Here is a 16,687-nt window from a genome sequence, read left to right as displayed (position 1 = left end):
GCCAGAACCGGAGCGAGGCCGGGCCGGGCGACGGCCCGGCTCTACTGCGGCCAGGCGGCGTCGATGTCGGCGGCGGTCTTCTGGATCGACTGTCCCTCGGCGAACCAGGCGGTCAGCGACTTCCACTCCTGCCCGGCGCCCACGGCAGCCGGCATCAGGTCGGAGCCGTCGAAGCGGAAGGTCGCCGACGGGTCGGTCAGGGCCTCCGCCGACAGCTTGTCGATCGGGTCGGTGTAGAGGCTCCTGTCCACGCCCTGGTTGGCCGAGACCCAGCCGCTCGCGGTCTTCACCCGGTTGCTCGCCCAGTCCGAGCTGGACAGGTAGTTCTGCACCGCCTGCACCTCGGGCCGGCCGGAGAACGCCGCCAGGAACTCGCCGCCGCCCTCGACCGGGTTGGCGATCGACGGGTTCACCGCGGGCAGGTGGAAGGCGAAGACGTCCCCGTCCGGGCCGACCTTGGTGCCCTTGGGCCACTGCGCCTCGTAGAAGGAGGCCTGCTGGAGCATCAGGCACTTGCCGCTCAGGATCGGCGTGCCCGCGTCCTGGAAGGTGGTGGTGGCGATCGACTTCACGTCACCGAAGCCCGCGTTGACCCAGGCCGGATTCTGCATCCAGTCGGCGACCGTCTTCATCGCGGTGGTGATCTTCTGGTCGGAGAACTTCACCTGGTGGCCGACCCACTGGTCGTACACCTCGCCGCCGTACGAGCCCAGCACCACCTCCTCCAGCCAGTCGGTGGCCGGCCAGCCGGTGGCCGTCCCGGAGGCGATGCCGCCGCACCACGGCTTGGCGCCGCCCGCCTTGGCGATCCGGTCGCTGAGCGCCATCAGGTCGGCCCAGGTCTTGGGCACCTCGTAGCCGGCCGTCTTGAAGGCCTTCGGCGAGTACCAGACCAGGGACTTCATGTTGGCGCTCATCGGGGCCGCGTAGAAGGTGCCGTTGACCGAGCCGTAGGTCTTCCAGATCGGGCTCCACTTGTCCTGGTTGGCAACGGTCTGGGCGGGCGGCTTCACCACCTTGCCGCTCTTCACCATCTGCGCCAGCAGGCCCGGCTGCGGGATGATCGCGAAGTCCGGGGCGTTGCCGCCGGAGACCCGGACCGGCAGCTGGGACTCGAAGTCGTTCGAGCCCTCGTAACTGATCTTGATCCCGGTGCACTTGCCGAACTCGGCCCAGGACTTCTCCAGGTTGTCCGACTCCGGGCTCAGGATCGAGGCGAACATCGTCACGGTGGTGCCCGAATGTCCGGCGTACGGCTGGTACTTGGCGCAGTCACCGGACAGCGGAGCGGCCGATCCTCCGTCGCCGCCACCCGAACCGCCGGAGCTGTTGGAGCAGGCCGCGGTCAAAGCCAGCGCCGCCACCAGGGCGGGCACGGCGGCCAGACGGCGGCGGGAACTCGGATGCGGAGCGGTCGGGTTGAGGGTCAATGCGGTTCTCCTCGCCAGGGCGTGCTGCCGACGGTTGGCTGAACGACATTGCGCTGTACCAGAGATGGACCTACGAGGGATCGCGGACGGAATCACGGGCGGACGGCGGCCGGACTGATCGAAGACGTTAACGCAGCCGCCGCCCCCCGCCAAGGTCCACGTTCGACCTTCACAAGCCGGTGTCCCGACCGTGACCCGCGACCAGGCGGCCTGCGGACCTCCGCCACCAGAAGTCGAAGGCCCCGACCGGAAACCCGGCCGGGGCCCCACGACATGGTTGATGATCAGAACAGCCGGATCGGCAGCTCCAGCAGACTGTTCACCACCAGCGAGGGGCTCGGCCGCAGCTCGGCGTCCGACACCGCGAGCGACAGCCCCGGGAATCGCTCGAACAGTGCGGGCAGCGCGATCCCCGCCTCCAGCCTGGCCAGCGGGGAGCCCGGGCAGACGTGCGGGCCGTGGCCGAAGGACAGGTGGCGGGTCGGGTCCCGGGTGATGTCGAAGACCTCGGCCGTCACCCCGTGCTGGAGCGGGTCACGGCCGATCGCGTTGTACGAGACCAGCACCGGCTCGCCGGCCGGGATCACCACGTCGCCGACCGGAACGGACTCGGCGGCGAAGCGGAACAGGAAGTTGCTGGTCGGCGGCGTCCAGCGGAGCGACTCCTCCACCACCGCGTCCCAGGACACCTGGCCCGAGCGCACCAGCTCCAGCTGGTCCGGGTGGGTCAGCAGGGCCCGCACCGCGTTGCCGATCAGGTTCACCGTGGTCTCGTGGCCGGCCGCGATGATCACCCGCAGGGTGGCCGCCGCCTCCGCGTCGGTCAGCGCCCCGCCCTCGGTGTCGGCCGCCAGCAGCACGCTCGCCAGGTCCTCACCGGGAGCCGAACGACGCTGCGCGACCAGGCTGTTGACGAAGGCGTTCAGCCCGGCGACGGTCGCCTGGATGCCCTCCGGGTTCGGCTTGATGCCGAAGAACCGCTCGTACAGGTCGCGCAGCAGGCCGTGGTCCGACTCCGGCACGCCCAGCAGCGAGCAGATCACCGTCATCGGCAGCGGGAAGGCGAAGTCCGTCTTGAGGTCCACCACCGGCTCGCCCGCCGCCAGGGAATCCAGCAGCGCGTGGGTGATCTCCTCGACCCGTGGGCGCATCAGCTCCACCCGGCGTGGGGTGAAGGCCTGCGCGACCAGCGCCCGCAGCCGGCGGTGCTCGGCGCCGTCGGTGGTCACCATGCTCGGGCCGGGCACCGCCAGGCCGATCAGCGGCCAGGTCTTCGGCACCTCACCGCGCTGGTAGGCCGCCCAGTGCGCGGCGTCCTTCACCAGCCGGGCGTCCGTCAGCAGGTCGCGCGCGGCGGCGTGCTGCGTCACCGCCCAGGCGGCGACCCCGCCGGGCAGCTCGACCGGCACCACCGGGCCGGCGGCCCGCAGCAGCGCACCCTCGGCCGCGTTGTCGCGGGCCAGCGGGTCGAGGACGATTCGGGCCGGGGCAGCAGTCATCGACAACTCTCTTTCGAACGGCGGGTGTTGGTGGATCAGGCCGAATGGCCCGGGGTGAACGAGACCGGCAGTGCCACCAGCCCGCGCACCCAGGCCGACGGCCGCCACACCAGTGCGTGCTCGGCCACCGCCAGCCGCAGGTCCGGCAGCCGGTCGAGCAGCACCTCGATCGCGGTGGTGGCGATCACCTCGGCCGCCTCCTGGGCCGGGAACGGGCAGCCGTGCTCGCCGTACGAGTAGCTCATGTGCGCCCGGTTCCCCTCCGCCGGGCGGCCGTCCGCCTGCCGCACCGACGGGTCGGCGTTGGCCCCGGCGAAGCCGAGCAGGACCATGTCGCCCTCGCCGATCCGCTGGCCGCCCAGCTGGGTGTCGCGGACCGCCCAGCGGCCGGCGAAGATCTGGGTCGGGGTGTCCTCCCAGAGCGCCTCGTTCAGCGCCTGGCTGATGCTGCGCCGGCCGCCGGCCAGCGAGGCGGCGAACCGCTCGTCGGTGAGCATCAGCCGCAGCGCGTTGGAGATCCAGTACGAGGTCGGCTGCTGGCCGGCGATCAGCAGCACCCGCAGGTCGCGCATCACCTCGTCGTGGGTCAGCCCGGCCGGGTGCGCCAGCATCCGCGAGGCGACGTCGGCGCCCGGGTGCTCGGCCTTCTCCTCGACCAGCGCGGACATCAGCTCCAGCAGCCGCTGGGCACCGGTCGGCGCGTCCGGGCCGCCGTCCACCATCGCCAGCAGTGCCGCGACCAGCTGCGGCGCCTGCTCCTCGTCCAGGCCGAGCACCCGGCACAACACCAGCAGCGGCATCCGGTGCGCGTACTCGGCCACCAGATCGGCCTCGCCGCGCCCGGCGAACGCGTCGATCAGTCCGTCGGCGATCTCCTCGGCGTGCTTGCGCAGCTCGTACGGGTCGATCCCGGCCAGCGCGTCGGTGACCGCGCGCGAGCGCCGGACGTGCTCCTCGCCCTCCGCGTAGAGGATGGAGGGGACGGGCGCCATCATCGGCTTCAGCGGCCAGTCGGCGGGCAGCGTCGCCCAGGCGTGCCAGCGGCTGGAGTCTCGGCCGAACAGCTGCGGCTGGCCGGTCACCTGCTGGAGTTCGCGGTAACCGATGACCAGCCAGGCGGGCACCCCGCCGGCCAGCTCGACCGGGGCGACCGGGCCGTGCGCGGCGCGCAGCTCACGGTAGAGCTGGGACGGGTCGGTCTGGAAGCGCGGCCCGTACAGCGGTGTGGCGCCGGCGTGCGCCGGGCAGCCCGGGGGCGGGGTGGCGGCGGGCTCGGTCACGGGGTGCTCTCCTCGTAGATCGCGGTGCGGGGCCCCGCCGGGGCGGGCTCCCCGGCCGGGGCTGCCTCTTCGTCCCCGGCAACGGTGGCCGGGACAGCCTCACCGGCAACGGTGACCGAGGCGGCCTCGCCGACCGGGGCGACCCCGTCGGCCAGGGCGGCCTCGTCGACCCCGGCCAGGGCCGCCAGGTGGTGGACCAGGGCGATCAGCACCCGCTTGCCGGACTCGCGGTCGCGCGCGTCGCAGTCCACCAGCGGTACCTCGGCCGGCAGGTCCAGCGCCTCGCGGACCTGCTCCAGGGTGTGGCTCGGCTCGCCGAAGTTGTTGCGGGCCACGATGAACGGCGTGCCGTGGTGCTCCAGCCGGTCGATCGCGTACCAGGAGTCCTCCAGCCGCCGGGTGTCCACCAGGACGACCGCGCCCAGGGCGCCGCTGAACAGCCGGTCCCAGAGGAACCAGAAGCGCTCCTGCCCGGGCGCGCCGAACAGGTACAGCACCTGGCGCTCGGAGAGGGTGATCCGGCCGAAGTCGAAGGCGACCGTGGTGGAGCGCTTGCCCCAGGCGCCGGCCGGGTCGATGCCCTCGCCCGCCCTGGTCATCACCTCTTCGGTGTTCAGCGGGCGGATCTCGCTGACCGAGCCGACCAGCGTGGTCTTGCCGACGCCGAAGCCGCCGACCACGACGATCTTCAGCGCGTTGTCGGCGGTCGACCGCAGCGGGGTGCGCGCGCCGGCGGGCCGGACGTCAGAGCTGTTGGAGGCCATGCAGCACCTGCTTCAGCGTGTCGAGGTCGGGCAGCCGGGCCTTGTTCGGCGCGAACCGGGGGTGACGGGCGGTGACCGCCCCGGACTCCAGCAGGTCGCCGAGCAGGATCTTCACCACCGAGACGGGCAGCGCCAGCTCCGCCGCCACCTCCACGACCGCGGTCGGGGCCTCGCACATCCGCAGGATCCGGGCGTGCTCCGACTGCATCCCGGGCGCCGGCTCCCGCTCGGCGACGATCAGGGTGACCAGGTCGAAGGCGTTCTCCGGAGCCCGGCTGCGGCCCCGGGTGATGGTGTAGAGGCGGTCCGGATCGTCATCGCGGCCCGGCAGCACCGGCCCGGCGTTCATATCGTCGCGCTCTCTTGCGCGGCGGCCTCGCCTTCCCCGCCCCGGGCGGGCGCGCTGAGGTGGACCCCGATCTGCTCGATCAGGCCGTGCATGTTGTGGCCGACCACGCCGACGTCCGCTTCGTCGTCCGTGACCACCGCCAGGTGAGCGCCCTCGCCGGCCGCCACGATGCACAGGATGCCGCCGTGGAACTCGGTCATCGACTGACGCACGCCGCCGCTGCCGTCGCCGAACTCGATCGAGGCCCCGTGCGCCAGGCTCTGGAGGCCGGAGGCGATGGCGGCCAGCTGATCGGCCTGGTCGGTGCTCAGTCCGGCGGTGTGGCAGAGCTTGAGGCCGTCGGCGGAGAGAACCAGGGCGTGCCGGGTGCCGGGGGTCGCCGCCAGCAGGTTCTCCAACAGCCAGTCGAGGTCACGGTCGGTGGCACTGCTCATCAGGTGTCCTTCTCGGTGACGGGGGAAGCGTCGGTCATGGTGTCGGGTTCCGTGGTCGGCGCCCCGGCAGTGGGCTGCTCGGCCGCCACGGGAAGGGCGGCGGCCCGGCGGAACGCGCCGAACCGGGCGGCCGCGCTCACCGCGTCGCTGCGGACGGGCTTCGCGGTCCGGTCCGTCGCGGGGACGGTGGTGGCCAGTGTCTGTCCTCGGCGGCGCTGCGGCAGGCCGCTGTCGGTCATCCGGGCCGGCGCGGCCGGCAGGGCGGGCGCGGTGGCAGGCTGCGCCCCGGAGGGGGTCCGCTGCGCGGAGGGTGCCGGAGGCAGGGGGGCGGGTGCGGAGCGCGCCGGGGTGAGCACGGGGCGCGCGGTCTCCGCGGGAGACGCCTGCGCCGGGACGGACACCCGGACCGGCGCCGGGGTGGCGGTCGGTACCGGGTGCGTGACCAGCTGCTGCGGAATCAGCATCACCACCCCGGTGCCGCCGCGCGCCGACGGCCGGAAGGAGATCTGCAGCCCGTGCTTGCGCGCCAGCACGCCGACCACCGCGAGCCCCAGCCGGGTACCGGCGGAGAGCGTGGTGAGGTCCAACGGCTCGGCGGAGACGGCCCGCTCGGCCCGGCGCAGCCAGCTGTCGCTCAGGCCCAGCCCGCTGTCCTCGACGGTGACCACCAGCCCGGCGGGCACCTCCTCGACGTAGACGTGCACCTCGGCCGGCGGGGCGGAGAAGTTGGTGGCGTTGTCCAGCAGTTCGGCCAGCGCGTGCATCACGCCCTCGGCCGCGTACCCGGCGACCGCGGCGTTGCTGGCGTTGTGCAGCCGCACCCGCTGGTAGGCGCCGATCCGGCCGAGCGCGCCGCGCAGCACCGACTCCACCGCGATCGGCTTGGCCCAGCGGCGGCCCGAGCGGGCACCGGTGAGCACCGCGATGCTGTCGGCCATCCGGCCCGCCTGGGCGGTCGAGTGGTCCAGGCTCAGCAGGTCTCCGAGGGCCTCCTCGTCGTGCCGGTGCTGCATCTCCCGCAGCTCGGCGTGCATGCTCGTGGCCAGCGCCTGCACCCGTCCGGCGGCGGTCGCGCAGACCGCGAGCGCGGCGGCCCGCAGCCGCTCGCCACGGCCGATCTCCTCCCCGACGGCGCGCAGCAGCGCGTACTGGGGGTGCTTGCGGTGGACGGCCAGCGCGCTGTCCACGGCCGCGCCGGCCCGCAGCTTCTTCACCACCTCGGGCAGCACGCCCTCGGCGATCCGGGCCAGCTCGGCGCGTTCGGCCTCGGCCCGGGTCCGCTCCGTCTCCGCCCCGGCCCGCTCGGCGTCGAGTTCGGCCCGCAGCCGGGCCAGCTCGGCGTGCGCGGCGGTGACGTCCGCCTCGGCCCGGGCCCGCTCGGCGCGGGCGGCGTCCCGCTCGGAGAGCGCCGCGGCGGCGCGGTCGGCGGCGGCCGTCTCGGCCTGCCGGGCCGTGCCCGCGGCGACCAGTGCGGCCCGGGTCTCCTCGTGCTGCGCGGCCACATCCTCGGTCAGCCCGCGGGTGCGCTCGGCGCCGGTCGCCGCGAGGCCGACGGCGATCAGCCAGAGCACCGTGACGGCGCCGACGGCGAGGGCGGTGAGCGGCTGGTGCGCGCCGAACGCCCGGGTGATGCCGACCGGCGCGGCGACCAGCGCCAGCAGGACGGCGGCCGCGGTCAGGGCGACGGTGCGCGGCGCGGGCCGTCTGCGCGATCGGCCGTCGGGGCTGGTGGCTTCTCTCATCGGTGCGGTCCTCGGCAACGTCGGCGGGCGGCGGCGCGGGCGGCGGGTCGGCGACGGTTGCGGCCGCCGACAGCCGGTCGGGCGCATACCAGACCGCCCGGCGACGCAGCGAAACGTCTCCGGGCGGTTGATCGGTTCACGCTTTCGGCCGATCATATCGATTCAGACATAGGCCTCAAGCGGCCAGTTGACGGCAAATCTCCTTCTTTCACGCCGCCCACACCACTCGGCGACGCCGACGACGCCCACCCGAGTGCCATGCTTCACGCCCGGGGCACCCGTCCCAGCTTCCCTTCGACCGCCCGTCGCACGGCATCCGGGTCCAGCCCGTGCTCGGAGATCACCCGCGCCCCGAGCCCCTCGCCCTCGCGCAGCACCCCGAGCAGCAGGTGGCCCACCGCGATCTCGCCCGACTTCAGCCGCAGCGACTCGCGCAGCGACAGCTCCAGCGCCTTCTTCGCCCGGGCCGTGAACGGACTCCGCCCCGGCTTCGCCTCCGACCGGAACCAGCCGCGCTGCCTCGGCTTCTCCTCGGTGGGCGCATCCAGCGCCCCCTTGCCGAACACCGACTCGACGGCCTCGCGCACCGCACCCAGGTCCACCCCGATCGAGGCGAGCGCGACCGCGTCCTCCTCCGGCCCGCGCGCCCGGACGACCGCCCGCCGCACCGTCTCCCGGTCCAGGCCAGCCTCGACCAGGACGGCGGCCGCCGGGTCGCCGGGCACGCCGACGATCGCCAGCAGCAGGTGCTCCGTCCCGACGCGCTCGTGCTGCAGTTCCCTCGCCTCCTGCTGGGCCGTGACCACAACCTGCCGCGCCGTGCCGGTGAAACGCTCGAACATCGCTCAGCCTCCGTCCTCGTCCTTGCCGGCCCCGCGTCGGGCGTACTTCTTGTGCACCGCCTGCCTGGTCACCCCGAGGCAGACCGCGATGTCCTGCCAGGACCAGCCCTGCGACCGGGCGTTGCCCACCTGCAGGCCCTCCAGGCGGTCCGCCAGATCGCGCAGCGCGCGGACCGCCCGGAGCCCCACGGCGGGGTCACGGCTGCTCGCCGCAGCCGCGAGTTCTCCGCTCTCACTCATGCCGTCAACTCTGGTTGACACTTGCGACAGATGTCAACCCTGGTTGACACCCGCGGACCTCAGCGGTCGCCGAACCGCCGCTCCAACGCCTCCTCGAAGGTCCCCCGGCCCACCGCCCGATCCGGTGTCAGGTTGCCGCCCGCCCGCAGGCCCCGGCCGGCCGCTCCCGGCATGCGCAGCGGCAGCAGCAGTCGGCGCTTGCCCGCCGCCCGCAGGTAGGCCTCGGCCAGCTCCCGGTACGAGCGCACCTGTGGGCCGCCCACCTCCGGCGCGAAGCCGGCCGGCTCCTCCCCCGCCAGGTCCGCGACCGCCGCGGCCACCTCCCGCACCTCCACCGACTGGAACGCCGACCCGCTCAGCACCGGGAAGAGCGGCAGCCGGGTGGAGGCGTCGAAGAACTTCAGCACCAGGTCGTGGAACTGCGTCGCCCGCAGCACCGTCCAGCCCAGCCCCGACTCCCGCACCACCCGCTCACAGGCGAGCTTCGTCCGGTAGTACGCGATCGGCACCCGGTCGATCCCGACGATCGACACGTACACCAGGTGCCGCACCCCGGCCTCCCGGGCCCGCGCCACCAGCGTCCGGACCCCGGCGAGGTCCGCCTTCCGCTGGGTGGTCGCGCAGTCCACCACCACCTCGGCCCCGGCCATCGCCTCCGCGATCCCGGCCCCGCTCACCAGGTCCCCGACCACCCACTCGACCCCGTCACCCCCGTCCCGCACCCGCCGGCTCAACCCCCGCACCACCACCCCTCGCGCCACCAGCAGCCGCACCACCTCCCGCCCCAGCGTCCCCGTCGCCCCGGTCACCAGCACCGTTCCCATCACCGCACCGCCCCTTCTCGGAAGAACCCGTCGCCCCTACCGACCGGACACCGCCCCCGGACGTGACATCGGCATCCCCGGGAACGCGAAAAAGCGGGGCGAGGACCGTGAAGGTCCTCGCCCCGCTTCAGGGGTTCACCTCAGGAGGCGACCACCGGGGTCGGGTGCGATCAGCTGCAGCCGCTGGTGGAGCCGCAGCCCTCGCAGAGGTAGCAGCTGCCGGCGCGGCGCATCTTGGTGCCGCAGGAGAAGCAGAGCGGGGCGTCGGCGTTGAGGCCGAGCTGGATCTCCATCAGCTCCGTGGAGTTGTGAGCCTGCTTCGGGGCCGCCTTGGGTGCCTCGACGGCCGGAGCCGGGGCCGCGGCCGGCTTGGCGGCGACCGGGGCGGACTGGGCGAGCGACTCGGTGTCGAGCTCCTCGGCCTCCAGCGGCTCGTACGAGCCCGTCTCCAGGTGGCGCTGGCGCTCCTCGACGGAGTGGATGCCGAGCGCCGAGCGGGTCTCGAACGGCAGGAAGTCGAGCGCCAGGCGGCGGAAGATGTAGTCGACGATCGACTGCGCCATCCGCACGTCCGGGTCGTCGGTCAGACCGGCCGGCTCGAAGCGCATGTTGGTGAACTTCGCGACGTAGGTCTCCAGCGGCACGCCGTACTGGAGGCCGACCGAGACGGCGATGGAGAAGGCGTCCATCATGCCCGCGAGGGTCGAGCCCTGCTTGGACATCTTCAGGAAGACCTCGCCCAGGCCGTCGTCCGGGTAGGAGTTCGCCGTCATGTAGCCCTCGGCGCCACCGACCGTGAAGGAGGTGGTGATGCCCGGACGGCCCTTGGGGAGGCGCTTGCGCACCGGGCGGTACTCGACCACCTTCTCGACCGCGGCGGGAGCCTCGGCCTGCTCGGCCTTCTTCTCGGAGTCCTTCTTCTTGGCCGAGAGCGGCTGGCCGACCTTGCAGTTGTCGCGATAGATGGCGAGTGCCTTGACGCCCATCTTCCACGCCTCGAAGTAGATCTCCTCGATCTCCTCGACCGTGGCGGACTCGGGCATGTTCACGGTCTTGGAGATGGCACCGGAGATCCACGGCTGGATCGCGGCCATCATCCGCACGTGGCCCATGGCCGAGATGACGCGCTCGCCCATCGCGCAGTCGAACACCTCGTAGTGCTCGGGCTTCAGACCCGGGGCGTCCACCACGTTGCCGTGCTCGGCGATGTGGGCGACGATCGCCTCGATCTGCTCGTCCTGGTAGCCGAGGCGCTTGAGGGCGCGCGGGACGGTGCCGTTGACGATCTGCATCGAGCCGCCGCCGACCAGCTTCTTGAACTTGACCAGGGCCAGGTCGGGCTCGACGCCGGTGGTGTCGCAGTCCATCATCAGGCCGATGGTGCCGGTCGGGGCGAGCACCGAGGCCTGGGCGTTGCGGAAACCGTTCTGCGCGCCGATGCGCAGCACGTCCTGCCAGGTCTTGTTGGCGGCCAGCCAGACCGGGGCGTCCAGGTCGTCGTGGGAGACGGCGTCCAGCGAGGCGTCCGCGTGCTGCTTCATGACCTGCTGGTGCGGGGCCGCGTTGCGGGCGTAGCCGTCGTACGGGCCGACCACGCCGGCGAGTTCGGCGCCGCGGCGGTAGGCGGTGCCGGTCATCAGCGAGGTGATGGCGCCGGCCAGGGCGCGGCCGCCCTCGCTGTCGTAGGCGTGGCCGGTGGCCATCAGCAGGGCGCCGAGGTTGGCGTAGCCGATGCCGAGCTGGCGGAAGGCGCGGGTGGTCTCGCCGATCTTCTCGGTGGGGAAGTCGGCGAAGCAGATGGAGATGTCCATCGCGGTGATGACCAGCTCGACGACCTTGGCGAAGGTCGCCGCGTCGAACGAGTCGTCGTCACGCAGGAACTTCATCAGGTTCAGCGAGGCGAGGTTGCAGCTGGAGTTGTCCAGGTGCATGTACTCGGAGCAGGGGTTGGACGCGTTGATGCGGCCGGACTCCGGGCAGGTGTGCCAGTGGTTGATGGTGGTGTCGTACTGGATACCGGGGTCGGCGCAGGCCCAGGCGGCCTCGGCCATCTTGCGGAACAGCTTCTTCGCGTCGACGGTCTCGATGACCTCGCCGGTCATCCGGGCGCGCAGGCCGAATTCGGTGCCGTTCTCGACGGCGGTCATGAATTCGTCGTTGACGCGGACCGAGTTGTTGGCGTTCTGGTACTGGACGGAGGTGATGTCGTCCCCGCCGAGGTCCATGTCGAAGCCCGCGTCGCGCAGGGCGCGGATCTTCTCCTCCTCCTTCACCTTGGTCTCGATGAAGGCCTCGACGTCCGGGTGGTCCACGTCGAGCACGACCATCTTGGCCGCGCGGCGGGTGGCGCCACCGGACTTGATGGTGCCGGCCGAGGCGTCGGCGCCGCGCATGAAGGAGACCGGGCCGGAGGCGTTGCCGCCGGAGGAGAGCAGCTCCTTGGAGGAGCGGATCCGGGAGAGGTTGAGGCCGGCGCCGGAGCCGCCCTTGAAGATCATGCCCTCTTCCTTGTACCAGTCGAGGATCGAATCCATGGAGTCGTCGACGGACAGGATGAAGCAGGCGCTGACCTGCTGGGGCTGCTTGGTGCCGACGTTGAACCAGACCGGCGAGTTGAAGCTGAACACCTGGTGGAGGAGGGCGTGCGTCAGCTCGTGCTCGAAGATCTCGGCGTCGTCCTTGCCGGCGAAGTAGCCGTGCTTCTCGCCGGCGGCGCGGTAGGTGAGCACCACGCGGTCGATGATCTGCTTGAGGCTCCACTCGCGCTGCGGGGTGCCGACGGCGCCGCGGAAGTACTTGGACGTGACGATGTTGACGGCGTTGACCGACCAGAAGTCGGGGAACTCGACACCGCGCTGCTCGAAGTTGATCGACCCGTCGCGCCAGTTGGTCATCACGACGTCGCGCCGCTCCCAGCGGACCGCGTCGTACGGGTGCACGCCAGGAGTGGTGTAGATGCGCTCCATCCGAAGACCGCCCTTCGGGGCCTTGGCGCCCTTGGCCGCGGCCTTCTCGGACTTCGACCCGCGTGCGGAACCGCTCGTGGTGTCTGTCACTTCTCGCTCCTCCTCCTGGGCAAACGCCCGAAGTGCCCCGAAAAGTCCGGGCACTGCTGGTTCGTTCTTCCGGTGTGCGGGCAGGCGGAGACCTTGCCTGCTTACGCACGGTTTGTAGTGTTCTGTGCCCCGTTTTCGGGCACGCGTGGGCCCCGCGGGGCCATGGTGGTGCGACGGGGCCCGCCCGGGGCCCGGTGCCGGACCCTTCTAGGGCGCGGCGGCGGAGACGGACACGCAGGTGTCGTCCGCCTCGGGGGTGCGGGGCTGCTCGGCGCGGAGTTCCGCGATGGCGGCCTCGAAGTCTTCCAGTCCGTCGTACGCCTGGTACACGCTGGCGAAGCGCAGGTACGCGACCACGTCGAGCTCCTTGAGCGGGCCGAGTATGGCGAGCCCCACGTCGTGGGTGGTCAGCTCGGCGTTGCCGCTGGCGCGCACGCACTCCTCGACCCGCTGGCCGAGCTGGGCCAGCGCGTCCTCGGTGACCGGGCGGCCCTGGCAGGCCTTGCGGACGCCGGTGATGACCTTCTGCCGGGAGAACGGCTCGGTGACGCCGCTGCGCTTGATGACCATCAGCGCGGCCGTCTCCACCGTGGTGAAGCGGCGGCCGCAGTCCGGGCACTGCCGACGACGGCGGATGCAGCTGCCGTCCTCGGTGGTCCGGCTGTCGACAACACGGCTGTCGGAGTGCCGGCAGAAGGGGCAGTGCACCTCGGGATCCCTCCCTGGCAGAACGTTCGGACCAGTCGAGTCTATGCGATGCGCCCCCGGCCTCGGCAAGCTGATCATGCGGGGCGACCACTAGTACTGGGCACGGAGAGGACTGTAGCCACTACATCTAGGCCCCTGGGGGAGGTGAGGGGCTTGGCGTGTCGGTGCCGATTAGACTGCCGGAGTCGAGTTCCGCTCGAACATTTACTCGATGTACAACAAAGCCTTGATCGAGTCAGTCAACTCCCGAATAATTCACTCGAACGTGTGTTTGGCGCAACCTTTCGATAGGAGGCGCGTTGGGCTGGAAAAGGGAGAGGACAGCCGTCGAGAGGGGCCGCCGTGAACACGATCGAAAGCAACACCATCCCGGTGCAGGAACACTCCCAGTTCAAGGTGGGGCAGCGCACCACGAATCAGCAGGGTGTGGACATCAGCATGGACCGTAGCGAAGACCACCGTCTCTCCGGAGCGGCCCTTTCCGGGGCGACCCGCGTTCCCGACCAGCCGATCGAACACTCCGCCGCCCTGGACGACGCCCACCCCTCCCCCGCCCGCGCGATGCCCGGCCGCCCCCCCGGCATCCGCACCGACGAGGCCGGTCTCACCGAGCGCCAGCGCCGGGTGATCGAGGTCATCCGGGATTCCGTCCAGCGCCGCGGCTACCCGCCGTCCATGCGCGAGATCGGCCAGGCCGTCGGCCTGTCCAGCACCTCCTCGGTCGCCCACCAGCTGATGGCCCTGGAGCGCAAGGGCTTCCTGCGCCGGGATCCGCACCGCCCGCGCGCCTACGAGGTCCGCGGCGTCGAGGTGGCCCGTCCGAACACCGCCGAGACGGCCGGCCGCCCGTCCACCTCCTACGTCCCGCTGGTCGGCCGGATCGCCGCCGGCGGGCCGATCCTGGCCGAGCAGACGGTCGAGGACGTCTTCCCGCTGCCCCGCCAGCTGGTCGGCGAGGGCGAGCTGTTCGCGCTCACCGTGCGCGGCGACTCGATGATCGAGGCGGCCATCTGCGACGGCGACTGGGTCACCGTGCGCCGCCAGCCGGTCGCCGAGAACGGCGACATCGTGGCCGCGATGATCGACGGCGAGGCCACCGTCAAGCGGCTCAAGCGCGAGGACGGCCGGATCTGGCTGATGCCGCACAACCCGGCGTACGAGCCGATCAACGGCGACAACGCGACCATCCTGGGCAAGGTCGTCGCGGTCCTGCGCAGGCTCTGAGCACTTCTGCGCCGCCTCTGGGCACTCGGTCGCGGTCCTGGGCCGCTCCGAGTACTCGGCGGACACCCGCGCACCGGGAAGGGGCTCCACCGCGCATGCGGGGAGCCCCTCCGGCGTCTTCGGCCCCGGGGCTGAGCACCCCGGGGCCGGGGCGCTCAGCCCCGCTTCACCACCGGCCGCACCGGCGCCGCCGAGGCGTCGATCGCCGCCAGCGAGCGGCGCACCTGGTTGCGGTCCGTGGTGTACCAGAACTCCGGCATCGAGGAGCGGAAGAAGCCCCCGTACCGCTTGGTCTCCACCCGCGGGTCCAGCACCGCGACCACGCCCCGGTCGTCGGCCGCGCGCACCAGCCGGCCCGCGCCCTGCGCCATCAGCAGCGCCGCGTGCGTCGCCGCGACGGCCATGAAGCCGTTCCCGCCGCGCTGTTCGACGTCCTTCTGGCGGGCGCTCATCAGCGGGTCGTCCGGCCGGGGGAACGGGATCCGGTCCATCACGACCAGCTGGCAGGCCGAGCCGGGCACGTCCACGCCCTGCCAGAGCGAGAGCGTGCCGAACAGGCAGGTGGTCGCGTCCGAGGCGAACTCCCGGATCAACTCGCCCAGGGTGTCCTCTCCCTGGAGCAGGACGCGTTGGTCCAGCCGCTCGCGCATCGCCTCGGCGGCCGTCTGGGCGCCGCGCATCGAGGAGAACAGGCCCAGCGTCCGCCCGCCGGCCGCGCCGATCAGCTCGGCCAACTCGTCCAGCATGTCCGGCCGTTCGGGATCGCGCCCGGGGTCGGCCAGGTGTTTGGCGACGTACAGGATGCCCTGCTTGGGGTACTTGAACGGCGAGCCGACGTCGATCCCGCGCCAGTACGGCACCGCGTCCTCGCCGAAGGCCGGGCCGGCCTCCGGGGTGTCCCCGGCGGTGCGGACGTCCGGCAGCCGCGTCTCGGAGGGCAGGCCGACGGAGGCGGCGACGCCGTTGAAGTCCCCGCCGAGCTTCAGCGTGGCCGAGGTGAGAACGACCGAACGCTCCTTGTACAGGCCCTCGCGCAACAGCCCGGAGACGCTCAGCGGGGCGACCCGCAGCGAGGCGGTGCCCAGCCCGTAGCGGTCGCTGCGCTCGATCCAGACCACGTCGTACTCGGAGTCCTCCAGCAGCCGCTCGGCGGTCTCGTGCAGCGCCTCGGCCGAGGCCATCGCCTGCTTGCGGACGGCGTCCTCGTCGCTGAGCCCCTTGTCCCTGGTCTCGCCCAGCGAGGTGATTACCTGGCGGGCGGCGTCCCGGATCGCGGTGACCGCGTACGCCAGGTACTCGGGCAGCTCCTCGACCCGGCCGGGCTGGGCCGTCTCCATCAGGCCGTGGTAGTTCTCGGCGGCGGCCTGGAGCGCGTCCACCGCCTTCTCGTTGGCCAGCCGCGCGGCCCGCTTCACCGCCCGGTTGACCGCGCCGACGGTCAGCTCGGCGGTGGCCGCGCCGGTGACCCGGTTGACCAGCTCGTGCGCCTCGTCCACGATCAGCAGCCCGTGCTCGGGCAGCACCGGCGCGCCCTCGATCGCGTCGATCGCGAGCATCGCGTGGTTGGTGACCACGACGTCCGCCAGCTTGGCCCGCTCCCGCGCCTTCTCCGCGAAGCACTCCTGCCCGTACGGGCAGCGGGTGGCGCCCAGGCACTCCTTGGAGGTGACCGACAGCTGGGCCCAGGCCTTGTCGGAGACGCCGGGGCTGAGGTCGTCGCGGTCCCCGGTGTCGGTCTCCTCGGCCCAGTCGCGCAGCCGCAGCACGTCCTGCCCGAGCTTCCCGGTGGGCCCGCCGAGCGCGTCCACCGGGTCGAACAGGCCCTCGCCCTCGTCGCTCGGGGTGCCCTCGTTGGCCCGGTGCAGGCACAGGTAGTTGGAGCGGCCCTTGAGCATCGCGAACAGCGGGCGGCGGCGCAGCACGGGGTGCAGCGCCTCGACGGTGCGCGGCAAGTCCCGCTCCACCAGCTGGCGTTGCAGCGCCAGCGTGGCGGTGGCGACCACCACGCGATCGCCGTGGGCGAGCGCGGGCACCAGGTAGGCCAGGGACTTCCCGGTGCCGGTGCCGGCCTGGACGAGCAGGTGCTCGCCGTGGTCGACGGCGTCGGCAACCGCCTCGGCCATCCGGACCTGGCCGGGGCGCTCCACGCCGCCGACGGCCGCCACCGCGGCGTGCAGCAGTTCGGGGATCCGCGAGCGCGGGACGGCTACGGCTTCCTCGGCCTCGTCGCCGAGGTCCGCCGCCCGCTGGGATTCGGAGTCGTGGGATTCGGAGTCGTTCGTCATGACCCTCCCA

General features: G+C 72.3%; 14 protein-coding genes. 1 reads left to right on the top strand and 13 read right to left on the bottom strand.

Annotated elements, in window-relative coordinates:
* Positions 1 to 41: 41 nt before the first annotated feature.
* The 12 genes from ACIRRH_RS32405 to nrdR form a co-directional block, all read right to left on the bottom strand.
* Positions 42 to 1,430: an ABC transporter substrate-binding protein gene (locus ACIRRH_RS32405; protein ID WP_403074467.1), complete on the bottom strand. Its 1,389-nt coding sequence runs from the start codon at positions 1,428 to 1,430 to the stop codon at positions 42 to 44.
* A 284-nt stretch (positions 1,431 to 1,714) separates the two neighbouring features.
* A complete protein-coding gene (locus ACIRRH_RS32400; RefSeq protein ID WP_403074465.1) occupies positions 1,715 to 2,929 on the bottom strand; it encodes a cytochrome P450 in 1,215 nt (404 codons plus the stop codon).
* Positions 2,930 to 2,964: 35 nt separating this feature from the next.
* The gene (locus tag ACIRRH_RS32395) at positions 2,965 to 4,209 is read right to left on the bottom strand and encodes a cytochrome P450 (RefSeq protein WP_403074463.1); all 1,245 of its coding nucleotides are present in this window, start codon (positions 4,207 to 4,209) and stop codon (positions 2,965 to 2,967) included.
* Positions 4,206 to 4,973, bottom strand: coding sequence for a GTP-binding protein (locus ACIRRH_RS32390; RefSeq protein WP_403074461.1), 768 nt, complete (start codon positions 4,971 to 4,973; stop codon positions 4,206 to 4,208). The genes ACIRRH_RS32395 and ACIRRH_RS32390 overlap by 4 nt, the downstream gene beginning before the upstream one ends.
* A complete protein-coding gene (locus tag ACIRRH_RS32385) occupies positions 4,954 to 5,322 on the bottom strand; it encodes a DUF742 domain-containing protein (RefSeq protein WP_363393058.1) in 369 nt (122 codons plus the stop codon). Before ACIRRH_RS32385 ends, ACIRRH_RS32390 begins: the two co-directional genes overlap by 20 nt.
* Positions 5,319 to 5,756, bottom strand: coding sequence for a roadblock/LC7 domain-containing protein (locus tag ACIRRH_RS32380; RefSeq protein ID WP_403074459.1), 438 nt, complete (start codon positions 5,754 to 5,756; stop codon positions 5,319 to 5,321). Before ACIRRH_RS32380 ends, ACIRRH_RS32385 begins: the two co-directional genes overlap by 4 nt.
* Complete coding sequence (locus ACIRRH_RS32375) at positions 5,756 to 7,498, bottom strand: sensor histidine kinase (RefSeq protein WP_403074457.1); 1,743 nt, start codon at positions 7,496 to 7,498, stop codon at positions 5,756 to 5,758. The genes ACIRRH_RS32380 and ACIRRH_RS32375 overlap by 1 nt, the downstream gene beginning before the upstream one ends.
* A 263-nt stretch (positions 7,499 to 7,761) precedes the next feature.
* Positions 7,762 to 8,340, bottom strand: coding sequence for a Clp protease N-terminal domain-containing protein (locus tag ACIRRH_RS32370; RefSeq protein ID WP_403074455.1), 579 nt, complete (start codon positions 8,338 to 8,340; stop codon positions 7,762 to 7,764).
* A 3-nt stretch (positions 8,341 to 8,343) separates the two neighbouring features.
* Entirely contained in the window at positions 8,344 to 8,580 is a 237-nt protein-coding gene (locus tag ACIRRH_RS32365) for an RNA polymerase subunit sigma-70 (protein WP_403074453.1), read from the bottom strand.
* Between the two features lie 59 nt (positions 8,581 to 8,639).
* Complete coding sequence (locus ACIRRH_RS32360) at positions 8,640 to 9,404, bottom strand: SDR family oxidoreductase (RefSeq protein ID WP_403074451.1); 765 nt, start codon at positions 9,402 to 9,404, stop codon at positions 8,640 to 8,642.
* Positions 9,405 to 9,574: 170 nt separating this feature from the next.
* Entirely contained in the window at positions 9,575 to 12,460 is a 2,886-nt protein-coding gene (locus ACIRRH_RS32355; RefSeq protein ID WP_403074449.1) for a vitamin B12-dependent ribonucleotide reductase, read from the bottom strand.
* A gap of 207 nt (positions 12,461 to 12,667) precedes the next feature.
* Positions 12,668 to 13,168: a transcriptional regulator NrdR gene (gene nrdR / locus ACIRRH_RS32350; protein ID WP_224281042.1), complete on the bottom strand. Its 501-nt coding sequence runs from the start codon at positions 13,166 to 13,168 to the stop codon at positions 12,668 to 12,670.
* Between the two features lie 342 nt (positions 13,169 to 13,510).
* On the opposite strand from nrdR, the gene lexA reads away from it, so the two are divergent.
* A complete protein-coding gene (lexA, locus tag ACIRRH_RS32345) occupies positions 13,511 to 14,392 on the top strand; it encodes a transcriptional repressor LexA (protein ID WP_363393086.1) in 882 nt (293 codons plus the stop codon).
* A gap of 155 nt (positions 14,393 to 14,547) precedes the next feature.
* Here lexA and ACIRRH_RS32340 read toward each other — a convergent pair whose 3' ends face one another.
* Positions 14,548 to 16,677, bottom strand: coding sequence for an ATP-dependent DNA helicase (locus ACIRRH_RS32340; protein WP_403074446.1), 2,130 nt, complete (start codon positions 16,675 to 16,677; stop codon positions 14,548 to 14,550).
* Positions 16,678 to 16,687 lie beyond the last annotated feature (10 nt).

The sequence above is a fragment of the Kitasatospora sp. NPDC101235 genome, from assembly GCF_044767505.1.
Classification (GTDB): Bacteria; Actinomycetota; Actinomycetes; order Streptomycetales; family Streptomycetaceae; genus Kitasatospora.
Note: the sequence above shows the minus strand (reverse complement) of the source record. Positions and strands in the feature narration are given on the sequence as shown.